Here is a 13,719-nt window from a genome sequence, read left to right as displayed (position 1 = left end):
GTCATCTTCACCTCAGGAAGCACGGGGCGTCCGAAGGGGGCGATGAATGCGCACGGAGGCGTCGTCAACCGGCTGAAGTGGATGCAGGAGGAGTACGGGCTTAACGGCACGGACGTGGTGCTGCAGAAGACGCCCTTCAGCTTCGACGTGTCGGTGTGGGAGTTCTTCTGGCCGCTGCTGGCGGGGGCGAAGCTGGTGGTGGCGCGGCCTGGTGGCCACCAGGAGCCGGCGTACCTGGTGAAGCTGATGAAGGCGGAGGGCGTGACGACGGTGCACTTCGTGCCGTCCATGCTGCGCGCCTTCGTGGAGGAGCCCGGGCTGGAGGGGCTGGGAAGCCTGCGGCGGGTGGTGTGTAGCGGCGAGGCGTTGAGCGCGGAGTTGGTGAAGAAGGCGTACGCGCGGCTGCCCGCGCCGGTGGGGGTGCACAACCTCTATGGGCCGACGGAAGCAGCAGTAGACGTCACGTACTGGCTCTGCCCTCGTGGCGAGGACTTCCACCGCGTCCCGATTGGCCGCCCCGTAGCCAATACGGTGCTGTACGTGCTGGACGTGCACGGGCAGCCGGCGCCGGTGGGAATCCCGGGCGAGCTGCACATTGGCGGCGTGCAGGTGGGACGCGGGTACTGGCAGCGACCGCAGTTGACGGCGGAGCGCTTCATTCCCGACGCCTTCAGCGGCATTCCCGGCGCGCGCCTGTACCGCACCGGAGACGTGGCGCGGTGGTTGCCGGACGGCACGCTGGAGTACCTGGGCCGGGCCGACTTCCAGGTGAAGCTGCGCGGCTTCCGCATCGAGCTGGGTGAAGTCGAGACCGCGCTGCGCACGCATCCCGGCGTGCGCGACGCCGTCGCCGTGGTCCGTGAAGACGCCCCGGGCGATCAGCGCCTCGTGGCCTACGTCACGGGAGAACCGGCGCCGGACGTGACGGCGCTGCGGGCACGGCTGGCTGAGCACCTGCCGGCCCACATGGTGCCTACGGCCATCGTGACGCTGCCGTCCCTACCTCTGTCTCCCAACGGAAAGGTGGACCGCAAGGCTCTACCTCTGCCCGTTGCCACCCCTGTCCCCGGGGCTTCCGCCCCGCCCGTGCAAGAGCGCATGACTCCGTTCCAACAGCGCGTCGCCGCCCTCTTCCGTGAACTCCTTCGCGTGGAGCAAGTGGGCCTGCACGACGACTTCTTCGCACTGGGAGGTCACTCGCTTCTGGCCACCCAGATCATCTCCCGCCTGCGGACGACGTTCGGCGTGGAGCTCTCCCTCAACGCGCTCTTCGACGCGCCCTCCGTGGCCCGAGTCACCGAGCTCGTCGAGGAAGGCATGCTCCTGCGCGTCAGCGCGCCCCAGATTCCGGCGCTCCGGCCCGTGATACGCGATGGGAACCTGCCGCCGTCCTTCGCACAGCAGCGACTGTGGCTCATCGACCAGCTCCAGCCCGGCGGCAGCCAGTACAACCTGCCGGGAGCGCTCAGGCTGGAAGGCGCGCTGGACACCGAGGCCCTGCGCCGTGCGCTGGAGTACCTCGTCAAACGCCATGAGCCGCTGCGCACAAGCTTCGTGATGCGTGACGGCGACCCCATCCAGGTCATCCACCCCGCGGCGGACTGGGCGCTTCCCCTGACGGACCTCACGAGCCTGCCGGAAGGCGACCGGGAGGCCGAGGCGCGCCGGTTGGCCGCCACGGATGCGGGCCAGCCGTTCGACTTGAGCGCGGGCCCCCTTCTGCGCACCCTGCTGTTGAAGCTGGACGCGGAGCTGCACGTGCTGGTGCTGACCATGCACCACATCGTGTCGGATGGCTGGTCGCTCGGCGTCATCGTGCGCGAGGTCGCCGCCGCCTACGATGCATTCGCCCAGGGCCGAAGCCCGGCGCTGCCGCCGCTGCCCATCCAGTACGCGGACTTCGCGTCCTGGCAGCGGCAGTGGCTCCAGGGCGAGGTGCTCACCGCGCAGGTCGATTGGTGGAAGGAGCAGCTCGCCGGTGCGCCTCAGGTGCTGGACCTGCCCACCGACAAGCCGAGGCCCACCCATCGCTCGCAGTTCGGCGAGCTCTTCCCCATTCACCTGCCCCAGGACGTGGTGGCGCCGTTCCTCGCGCTGGCGCGCCAGGCGGGGGCCACTCCGTACATGGCGCTGCTGGCCGTGTGGCAGGTGCTGCTCTCGCGTTACAGTCGGCAGGAGGATCTGCTGGTGGGCTCGCCCATCGCGGGCCGCCGCCACGGCGAGGTCGAGGGCCTGGTCGGGTTCTTCGTCAACACGCTGGTGCTGCGGGCTCGGGTGCGTCCGCGCGACTCGTTCCGCGCCCTGCTCGCGCAGGTCCGCGACACGACCCTGGCCGCGTACGAGCACCAGGACCTGCCCTTCGAGAAGCTGGTCGAGGAGCTCCAGCCACGCCGGGACCTGGGCCGCAATCCGCTGGTGCAGACCTACTTCTCCCTGCTGAACACGCCCACGGGCCCGGTGCGGGCCACGGGCCTCACGCTGAGGCCGACGGACGTGGACATCGGGACCTCGCGCTTCGACCTGGGGCTCGCCCTCACGGATGACGCCGACGGCCTGCGCGGCGCCATCGAGCACAGCACCGACCTCTTCGAGACCGCCACGGTGGCCCGCCTCGCCGGGCACCTGCGCGTCCTCATGGCGTCCGTGACCGCCGCGCCGGACCAGCCGCTGGGCACGCTGGAGATGCTCACCCCCGGCGAGCGTCAGCAGCTCCTCCGCGAGTGGAATGACAACGCGGCCCGGTATGACGGCGCTGGAGGCACCATCGCGGAGGTCATCGCGCGGCACGCCTCCCTGCGCCCCTTCGCCGTCGCGCTGGAGTGTGGTGACGAGACGCTGACCTTCGAGCAGTTGGACACGCGGGCCAACCAGCTCGCGAACCTGCTCCGTTCGCGCGGGGTGAGCACGGAAGTGCTCGTGGCCGTGAGCCTGGACCGGGGCACGGCGTGGGTCATCGCGATGCTGGCGGTGCTCAAGGCCGGAGGCGCCTTCGTGCCGCTGGACGCGTCGTACCCCGCGCAGCGGCTGGCCATCATGCTGGAGGACGCGCCACCGCACCTGCTGCTCACGTCGCGGGCCAACCACGCCAGGCTGCCGCTCCCCGACGGCGGGCTTCCCACCCTGCTCCTGGAGGAGCTGGACCTGTCGGAGTGGCCCACCACGTCCCCGGTGTCCGACGTGGGACCGAATCACCTGGCCTACGTGATGTTCACGTCCGGGAGCACGGGGCGCCCGAAGGGCGTGGCCATCCCGCACCGGGGCGTGCTCCGCCTCACGCGCAGTGAGCCCTTCATCCACTTCGGCGTCCGGGAGACTGGGCTCGTCATGGCGCCCGCCTCGTTCGACGGCTCGGTGATGGAGCTGTGGCTTCCGCTGCTCAACGGAAGCGGCGTCGTCCTGTATCCGCCGGAGGCGCAAGCCAGCGACCTGGACACGCTGTCCCGCGTGGTGGAGCGCCACGGCGTCACGCTCATCCACTTCCCAGCGGGCCTGTTCTCGCAGGTCGTGGAGTACCGGACCGACCTGCTGAAGAAGCTGCGGGCCATTCACGTGGTGGGTGACATCCTGTCCGCCCCCCACACGCGCCGCACGCTGACCACCACCGGAGTCCCCGTCACCAACGGCTACGGCCCGACGGAGAACTCCATCATCTCCACCAGCTACACGGCCTACGAGGCCTCGCAGGTCGGGGCCTCTGTGCCCATTGGCCGGCCTGTCTCGAACACGCAGGCCTACGTGCTGGATTCGCAGCTCCAGTTGGTCCCCGTGGGGGTGCCGGGCGAGCTGTACGTGGGCGGTGAAGGGCTCGGGCGCGGATACGTGTCGCGGCCGGACCTCACGGCGGAGCGCTTCATCCCCGCCCCCTTCGCCACCCAGCCTGGTGCGCGCCTCTACCGGACGGGAGACCTGGTCCGGTGGCGCCCGGACGGCACGCTGGAGTTCATTGGCCGCATCGACAATCAGGTGAAGGTGCGCGGGTTCCGCATCGAGCTGGCGGACGTCGAGGCCGCGCTGCGCACCCAGCCCGGCGTGCTGGAAGCCGCCGCCGTGGTCCGCGAGGACATCCCCGGTGACAAGCGACTGGTGGCCTACGCCATGGGACGCGATGACGCGCCGCTGGATGTCGCGGCGCTCCGCGCGGGCATGCGTCAACAGCTCCCCGAGTACATGGTGCCGTCCGTCTTCGTGGTCCTCCCCACGTTGCCGCTGAGCACCAGTGGCAAGGTGGACCGGAAGGCACTCCCCGCGCCGGACAGCGCGTCCACGGGCCGTGAGGGCCATTTCGTGGAGCCGTCGAGCCCGCTGGCGCAGCAGCTCGCCGCGCTGTGGGCGAAGGAGCTGGGCACGGAGCGCGTCGGCCTCCATGACCACCTCTTCGATGACCTGGGCGGAACGTCTCTGTCGGTCGTGCGCATCGCCAAGCGCATGCGGGAGACGTTGAACCGGGAGGTGCCGGTGGTGTGGCTGTTCGAGCACCCCACCGTGGACGCGCTGGCCGCCGTCCTGGAGCGCGACGCGAAGGTGGACGAGGTCCCCGCCGCCCCCGCGCGGCCCGAGCCTGCCTCCAAGCCGAGCGCCGAGGCGAAACCCGCCACGGGCTCCGGCCTGGTCGCCATCGTGGGCATGTCGGGGCGCTTCCCGGGAGCCAGCTCCGTCCAGGACTTCTGGCGGAACCTGCGCGAAGGTGTGGAGTCCATCTCCCGCTTCACGCCCGAGCAGTTGGAGCGGATGCCCGGCCTGCCCGAAGGCTTGGAGCTGTCACAACATCCGGCCTTCGTCCCGGCCGGTGGTGTCCTGGACGGCATCGACGGATTCGACCCGGGCTTCTTCGACCTGTCACTGCGCGAAGCGCAGTGGATGGACCCACAGCAGCGGCTCTTCCTCCAGACGGCGTGGTCCGCGCTGGAGGACGCGGGCATCGACCCGGAGCGCACGCCCGAGGCCATCTCGCTGTACGCGGGCGCCGTCGACTCCGGCTACAAGGACGCGGTCCGGGCCACGCTGCCGCTGGATGGCGCGGCCCTGTTCGAGCTCTACGGCACCGCCACCCATGAGAGCCTGGCCACCAAGGCGTCTTTCAAGCTGGGGCTCACCGGTGAGAGCGTCCTCGTCTACACGGCGTGCTCCACGGGGCTCGTCGCTGTCCACCTCGCCTGCCAGAACCTGCTGGCGGGTCGTTCGGGTGTGGCGCTGGCGGGGGCCACGCGCATCGCCGTCCCGCAGCGCACCGGCTACGTCTACCAGGAGGGAATGATTCTCTCTCCGGACGGACACTGCCGGAGCTTCGACGCGAACGCGCAGGGCACGGTGTCCGGGAACGGCGTCGCGTGCGTGGTCCTCAAGCGGCTGGAGGACGCGCAGCGGGATGGCGACTCCATCTACGCCGTCATCCGGGCCACGGCGACCAACAACGACGGGCGCTACAAGTCCGGCTACACCGCCCCCAGCGTCCAGGGCCAGGCCGCGGTCATCTCCCAGGCGCTCGCGCGCTCCGGCGTGCGGGCCCAGGACATCGGCTACGTGGAGGCCCACGGCACGGCGACGCCGCTGGGCGACCCCATTGAAGTGGCCGCGCTCCAGCGCGCCTACGGCCTGGGCGCCGAGCACCGGGGCACCATCGCCCTGGCCTCGCTCAAGAGCAACATGGGGCACATGGACACGGTGGCCGGACTGGCGGGCCTCATGAAGGTCGCGCTGTCCCTGCACCATGGCGAGGTGCCGCCCAGCCTGCACTTCGAGCGGCCCAATCCGCAGATCGACTTCGACGCCAGCCCCTTCTTCGTCAACACCACCCTGCGGCCGTGGCCGAGGACCGAGACGCCGCGACGCGCGGCCGTCAGCTCCTTCGGCATTGGCGGCACCAACGCCCACGCAGTGCTCGAGGAGTCCCCGATGGCGCACAGCGGCTCCACCACGCGCTCACACCAGGTCGTCACGCTGTCCGCTCGCTCCGCCGAAGCGCTGGAAGCGGCGGCGCGGCAACTCGCCGGGCATGCCGAGGCCCACGCCGCGGACCTGTCCCTGGCGGACGTGGCCTTCACGCATGCCGTGGGACGCAAGGCCTTCGAGTTCCGGCGCACCGTGGTGGCCCGGGACGCCGCGGACCTGACGGCGCGGCTGCGCAAGCCGTACACGCCGGTGAAGGTGGCCGATGCCGACGCGAACCGCCGCCGGGTGGCCTTCATCTTCCCGGGCCAGGGCGCGCAGCAGGCGGGCATGGGCCGCGAGCTGTACGAAGCGGAGCCGGCCTTCCGCGCTCACGCGGATGCGTGCCTGGCGCTGCTGGAGCCCGCGCTCCGGGAGCGGGTCCGCGAGGTGCTGTTCGCCGGGCCGGGAGTGGACGCGGCGGCGGTGGCTGATACCCGTGCCGCCCTGCCCGCGCTGTTCACGGTGGAGTATTCGCTGGCCCGGATGTGGATGGACTGGGGCCTGCGGCCGTATGCCGTGCTGGGGCACAGCTTCGGTGAGTATGCCGCCGCGTGCCTGTCGGGCGTGCTGTCGCTGGAAGACGCGATGCGGCTCGCCGTGGCACGTGGCGAGCTGATGCACCGCATGCCCCCGGGCGCGATGCTCGCGGTGGCGATGCCGGAGTCGCAGGTGCTGCCGCTGCTGACGGGCCGGCTGTCGCTGGCGGCCATCAACGCACCGGATCGCTGCGTTGTCGCCGGCCCCATCGCGGAGGTGGAGCGGCTTCAGGATGAGCTGCGTCGCCGTGAAGTGGGCACCGTGCGGATGCCCGCGCCGCACGCGTTCCATTCGGCGGACGTGGAGCCGCTGATGCCGGCGCTGGCAGACGTGGTGAACTCGCTCCAGCGGCATGCGCCGACGCTCCGTTACGCCTCCAGCGTCACGGGACGGTGGGCACAGGCGAACGAGCTGGCCCAGCCGGACTACTGGGCGGCGCAGATGCGCCAGCCGGTGCGCTTCACGAATGCCGTCGGGGCATTGCTCGAAGAGGGATGCAGCCTGTTGCTGGAGGTCGGCCCGGGGCAGGACCTGACGCCGCTGGTACGCGCGTGCCTGGGACGCGACAAGGAGCGGGTCAAGGCGGTGGCGACGCTGCGCCGTGGCGGCACGACCCCGGAGCACGCCAGCCTGATGACCGCGGTGGGCGAGCTGTGGACCCTGGGCGTCTCGGTGGACTGGAACGTCTTCTACGGCCACGAACAGCGGCTGCGCCTGCACCTGCCCACGTACCCGTTCCAGGAGAAGCGCTGCTGGGTGGAGGCTCCGGCGCGGCCGGCGCAGGCGGCCATTTCCGCGCCGACGCACGGCGCGGGGCACGCGGCTGCGCTCGCCTCGGTCGCGGCGCCGTCATCCCCTGCGAATGTAGGGCTCCACGCGTCCCCGGCGCCAGCGTCGGGGGTGCAGGTCGGTTCCGCGGCCGCGTTCCCGGCACCTGGGAGCTTCGCGACGCCCGGCACCCCGCAGCTCTCTGCCCATGTGCCTGGAGGACAGAATGGGGCCTCGGCTCCAGTCCAGACCCACGGCAGCCTCGCGGCCCGCCAGGCCACGTCGCCGCATCAGGCCCAGGGGACGCCCGCGCCTGCTCTCACCCCAGAACGCGAAGACTCGCCGCGAGGCGACATCGAGGAACGGCTGGCGGCGCTCTGGCGTGAGCGGCTCGGCCTGACGTTCGTGGGCCGCGACGACAACTTCCTGGAGATCGGCGGCAACTCGCTGATGGCCGCCCAGCTCCTCAACCAGGTGCGGTCCACGTTCGGTGTCCAGCTCCCCCTGGCCGCGCTGTTCGAGGCCCCCACCGTGGCGGGCATCGCCCAGCGCATCGAGCCCCTGCTGCGTCAGGCCCCGGTCGTAGAGGCCACCCGCGAGCTGCCCATCGTCCCGCTGCCTCGCGACCGGCCCCTGCCGCTGTCCTTCGTCCAGGAGCGCGTCTGGCGCCTGGAGCAGCACCTGCCGGGCCTGTCCGCGTACAACATCCCGTTCGTCTTCCGGCTGGAAGGCGTCGTGGACGCGGTCATCCTGGAGCGCGCCGTCCAGGAGATCATCCAGCGCCACGAATCCCTGCGGACGACCTACGACGTGGTGGATGGCCGCCCGGTCCAGCGCTTCCACGCGCGGATGCATGTCCCGCTGGTGCGCCTGACGCTCACCGGCACCCCCGAACAGCGCGAGGCCGAGGCGATGCAGTTGGCCCGCGAGGACGCCGCGAAGCCGTTCGATCTGGTGAAGGGCCCTGTCGTCCGGACCACGCTGCTCCAGCTCGACGAGCACGTGCACATCCTGCTGGGCAACATCCACCACATCGTCAGCGACACGCTGTCCGTCAACATCTTCATCCACGAGCTGTTCCAGTGCTACGCGGCCTTCCAGCAGGGCCGTCCAGCGCCCCTGCCGCCGCTTCCCGTGCAGTACGCGGACTTCGGCGCATGGCAGCGGCAGGTCGTCGCTGAAGGACGTCTGCCCGAACAGGAGCAGTGGTGGCGCAACCAGCTTGCCGCCATGCCTCGGCAACTGAACATCGCAACGGACCGGCCGCGCCCCAAGACGAGCCCGCTGACGTCAGTGCGCATGCCGGTGTCCTTCTCGGCCGCGCTGTCCCGGGAGGTGGCGGAGTTTGGAAAGCGTGAGAGCTACACCCCATACATGATGGTGCTCGCCGCCTGGCAGGCGCTGCTGCACCGCTACAGCGGGCAGACGGACATCATCGTCGGCACGCCCATTGGCAACCGCACCCGGCCGGAGCTGCTGCCGCTCATCGGCTACGTGGCGCACTCGGCCGCGTTCCGCACCAGCTTCGCGGATGACCCGACGTTCCTCGAGCTCCTGGCCCGCGTGCGGCAGGAGGTCAACGACGTCCAGTTGCGTCCGGACGTGCCCTTCGAGCACCTCGTGGAGGCCCTCGTCCCCGGCAAGGACATTGGCCGGGGACGGCTGACGGACACCATCTTCGTCTTCCACACCACGGTGGGAGGCACGGCCGCCGCGCTGGAGCTGACCGGCGTCCGCGGAACCATGGTGGAAGTGCCGGACGCCCCGGTGCAGTGGGGCGCGACGCTGTCCGACCTGTCCCTCGTGCTCGGCGATGACGCCGGTCGCATCAGCGGCGCGCTGGAGTACGCCACCGAGTTGTTCGACGAAGCCACGGCCCGGCGCATCGTGGAGCACCTCCAGGTGCTGTTGGGTTCGGCGCTGGCTCGGCCCTCGGAGCGCATCTCCCGGTTGCCCCTGGCCACGGAGGAGGACCGGCGCGCCTGGCCTGCCCCCCTTCCCCGGCCCGTCTCCACGCCGATTCCCTCGCGGCTGTCCCAGCGCGCGGCCCGTCAGCCGGGAGCCACCGCCGTCATTCAGGGCTCGACGTCGTGGACCTGGAGCGACCTCGCCCAGCGTGCGCGCAACGTCGCCGCGCGGCTGCGAACGCTCGGCGTGCAACCCGGTGAGCCGGTCGCGGTCTGCCTGAAGCCGTCCCCCGCGAAGCTGGCCGTCCTCTGGGGTGTCCTGGAGGCCGGTGGCGCCGTCGTGGCCGTGGGCCCCACGGACCTGGGGCGCCTGTCGGACTTCGCGGCACCTGGAGCCCGGGTGCCGGTGCTCGTCACGTGGCAAGGCATCATGACCGCCGCGCGGCTGGATGCGGCGCGGGTGCTCCATGTGGAGGACGCGCTGGAGTCTTCCGGTGCGCTGGCGGAGCACCCGGCTCCGGCCCCGGAGGCGCTGGCGTGGCTGCTGCCCGTGGGCGCCAACCAGTCGCCGTGGGCCCTGGTGCATCAGGGGCTCACCGAGCTCTTCGATGCGCTCGACAAGCGGCTGCGGCCCGCGGAAGGCACCACGTGGGTGGCCGCCGCGGAGTCCTCGGCGGAGCGCCCGGAGCTGGAGGCCCTGTGGGCCCTGTCACGCGGGCTGACCGTGAAGTTCCCCTCCGAGCAGGTGACGGCCCAGTGGGAAGTCCTCCAGGGCGGCGGCCCTCGCCAGGGTGCGATGGACCTGAGCCTCATCTACTTCGCCAACGATGAAGACTCGCTCGTGGGGCCGAAGTACGAGCTGTTGGTCGAGGGCGCGAAGTACGCGGACGCCAACGGCTTCTCCGCGGTGTGGACGCCGGAGCGGCACTTCCACTCGTTCGGCGGCCTCTATCCCCAGCCCGCGGTGGTGGCGGGCGCGCTGGCCACCATCACCCGCAACCTGAGCCTGCGCTCGGGCAGCGTCGTGCTCCCGCTGCATGACCCGCTGCAGGTCGCCGAGCAGTGGTCCGTGGTGGACAACCTCTCCGGAGGCCGCGCGGGTCTGTCGATTGCGACGGGCTGGCACGTGGCGGACTTCACCTTCGCCCCGCAGAACTTCGAGGATCGCCGCAACGTCCTGCTGCGGAACCTGGAGACGGTGCGCGCCCTCTGGCGAGGCGAGAAGCTCCGCCGTCCGGGTGGCGGCGGCGTCACGGTGGAGGTCGGCCTGCGGCCCAAGCCCGTCCAGAAGGACCTGCCCGTGTGGCTCACGGCCGCCGGCAGTCCGGAGACGTTCCGCCTGGCCGGTGAAGTGGGTGCTGGCGTGCTCACCGGCCTGCTCACGCAGTCATTGGAGGAGCTGAAGCAGAAGGTGGGGCTCTACCGCGAAGCGTGGCGCCGCAACGGGCATCCGGGCCGTGGCCACGTCGCGTTGATGCTGCACGCGTTCATCGGCGATGACGAACAGGAGGTGCTGCGCACGGTCCGCAAGCCGCTGCTGAGCTACTTCCGGAGTTCGGCGGAGATCACCGCCACGCTGCTGGCCGCGCAGGGTTACCAGGGCGAAATCGACAAGGTGTCCGAGGAGGACGTGAATGCCCTGCTCGAACACACCTTCGAGCACCACGCGAAGGGCACCGGCCTCATCGGCACGGTGGAGAGCGGCGTGCAGCGCCTGCTCCACGTCCGGGAAGCCGATGTGGACGAGGTGGCCTGCCTCATCGACTTCGGCCTGGACACGCCTGTGGTGCTGGAGGGCCTGCGCCGGTTGACCGTGATTCGCGAGCGCCTGGAGCAGGACGCCTCGCAGCGGAAGGTCCAGCGGCAGGCGGAGGGCACGTTGGCGGTGGACGAACTGCTGGCGCTGGCCCGGCAGTCGGGCGCCGTCCTCCTGCATGCCTCGGCGCGGCTGGCGCGCACGCTGGTGGAGCTGCCGCAGGCCCGCGAAGCGCTGGAGCCCGTGGGGGCGCTCGTCCTGGACGGCGCCTCCACGGAGCTGGCCCTGTCGCTGCACCGGAACCTGGGAACGGAGGTCCTGCTCGCGGGTGCCGCTGGCGAGGGGGGCCTGCTGCCACGGCCTCCGACGGAACGTGTCCCCGAAGGGCTCCAGTCCTGGGTGCTGGACGCGGCCGGATTGCCGGTGCCCCCCGGTGTCGTCGGTGAGCTGGCCCTGGAGGGCGCGGGTCTTCCCTGGGACCTGTGGCGCGCCAATGAGCAGGAGCGCCGCCGTTTCGTGCAGCACCCGTCGAGCAGTGAGGCCCGTCTCTTCCGGACCGGGCGGCACGCGCGGCTCCGTGTGGACGGCCACGTGGAGCACGTCACCCTCCCCGCCGCGCCCAAGGCACAGGCCCCCGCGCCGAAGCCCCAGCTGAAGGCGCCCGCGCCCGCTCCGACGCAGCAGCCCGAGCCCTCCGCGATTCCCCGCGTGTCCCGGACGCGGCCACTGCCCCTGTCCTTCGCGCAGCAGCGGCTCTGGTACCTCCAGCAGCTCGACCCGGGCAGCACGGCGTACAACAACGGCTCCAACTTCCGTCTCACCGGCCCGCTGAACGTCGAGGCGCTCCAGGCCGCGCTCAATGAAGTGGTGAAGCGGCACGAGGTCCTCCGCACCACGTACCAACTGACGGAAGATGGCGCGGTGCAGATCATCCACGCCGAGGGCTCGCTGCCGGCGCTGGTGGAGGACGTCCCCGGCGACTCGGCGGAAGCGCGCGAAGCGGAGATGCTGCGGCGGTGCACGGCGCTCGCGGCGCTTCCCTTCGATCTCGAGAAGGGCCCCGTGGCGCGCGCGTTGCTGCTCCGGATGGGACCGGAAGACCACGTCCTGAGCCTGATGCAGCACCACGTCATCTCCGACGCGTGGTGCACCCTGGTGCTGGGGCGCGAGCTGTCGGTGCTCTACTCCTGCTTCAGCGCGGGAATCCCCTCTCCGCTTCCGCCACTGGAGGTGCAGTACGCGGACTACGCAGTGTGGCAGCGCCGGTGGCTGGAAGGCGCGGTGATGGAGGGGCAGCTCCGGTGGTGGAAGGAGCAGCTGACAGGCGTCCCGGCGCTCGAGCTGCCCACGGATCGGCCTCGGCCCGCGGTGCAGTCCTACGCGGGTGGCAGCTACCGTTTCGAGCTGCCACCCGAGGTCACCCAACCGCTGCTCGCCTTGGGGCGGCGCGAGGGCGCGACTTCCTTCATGGCGCTCATGGCGCTGTTCCAGGCACTGCTGGGACGCACTTCGGGTCAGGAGGACTTCGCGGTGGGCATTCCCACGGCGGGCCGCTCCCGTCCGGAGGTGGAGGGGCTGCTGGGCTGCTTCGTGAATACGCTCGCGCTGCGCGCGCGGCTGGAGGGCGCCCCGTCGTTCCGAGAACTGCTTGGCCGCGTGAAGCGGCATTCGCTGGACGCGTTCGCGAACCAGGACGCGCCCTTCGAGCGCGTCATCGAAGCGCTCCAGTTGCCGCGTGACCAGAGCCGCACGCCCGTGTTCCAGGCCGTCCTCAACGTGATCAACACGCCCACCGTGGACGTGTCGTATCAGGCGCTGAAGCTGAGCGAACTCGGCCTCTATCCAGACACCTCCAAGTTCGACCTGAGCCTGGAAGTCGTCGAGCGGCAGAACACCCTGTACTGCCGCTTCGAGTACGCAACGGGCCTCTTCGATGGTGTCACCCTGGAGCGGCTCGCGGGCCATCTGACCGAGCTCGCCCGGGTGGTCGTCGCCACGCCGGACCTGCCGCTGCAACGTGTCGCCATCCTCTCGGAGGACGAGCGCCGCCAGGTACTGAAGGGCTTCCAGGGACGGGAGATGGTGCCCGCTTCGGAGGCGACCATCCACGCGCTGATGGAGGTGCAGGTGGCGCGCACGCCGGACGCGGTGGCAGTGGCGTTCGAGTCGGAGCGACTGACGTACCGGGAGCTGGACGCGAAGGCCAACCAGCTGGCGCACCACCTGAGGGGCCTGGGAGTGGCCCCGGAGTCGCTGGTGGGCGTGTGCCTGGAGCGCTCAGTGGACATGGTGGTGGCGCTGCTGGGCGTGCTGAAGGCGGGCGCGGCCTACGTGCCGGTGGACCCGGCGTACCCGAAGGAGCGTCTGGGGTGGCTGCTGGAGGACACCGGGGCGTCGGTGCTGCTGACGCACGAGAAGTGGAAGTCGGTGCTTCCGCCCAGCGGCGCGCGAGTGGTGTGCCTGGACAGCGCAGCGGGAGAAGTGTCGAAGCAGCCGGTGACGAAGCCGGTGGTGCGAGTGGGCCCGGAGTCACTGGCGTACGTCATCTTCACCTCAGGAAGCACGGGGCGCCCGAAGGGGGCGATGAATGCGCACGGGGGCGTCGCCAACCGGCTGAAGTGGATGCAGGAGGAGTACGGGCTTAACGGCACGGACGTGGTGCTGCAGAAGACGCCCTTCAGCTTCGACGTGTCGGTGTGGGAGTTCTTCTGGCCGCTGCTGGCGGGGGCGAAGTTGGTGGTGGCGCGGCCTGGTGGCCACCAGGAGCCGGCGTACCTGGTGAAGCTGATGAAGGCGGAGGGCGTGACGACGGTGCACTTCGTG

Annotated in this window: 1 protein-coding gene (cut by both window edges); it reads left to right on the top strand. The window is 70.8% G+C overall.

All 13,719 nt of this window come from inside a single coding sequence — locus FL344_RS07925, non-ribosomal peptide synthase/polyketide synthase (RefSeq protein ID WP_141618077.1), on the top strand. Of the gene's 46,185 coding nucleotides, 17,850 precede the window and 14,616 follow it; the stretch shown corresponds to coding positions 17,851-31,569 — codons 5,951 (complete) to 10,523 (complete); the first complete codon in view begins at position 1. The start codon and the stop codon both lie outside this window.

It is taken from the genome of Myxococcus sp. AB036A, assembly GCF_006547355.1.
GTDB lineage: Bacteria > Myxococcota > Myxococcia > Myxococcales > Myxococcaceae > Myxococcus > Myxococcus virescens.
The sequence above is the reverse complement of the archived record's forward strand: the minus strand, read 5'-3'. Positions and strand labels throughout refer to the sequence as shown.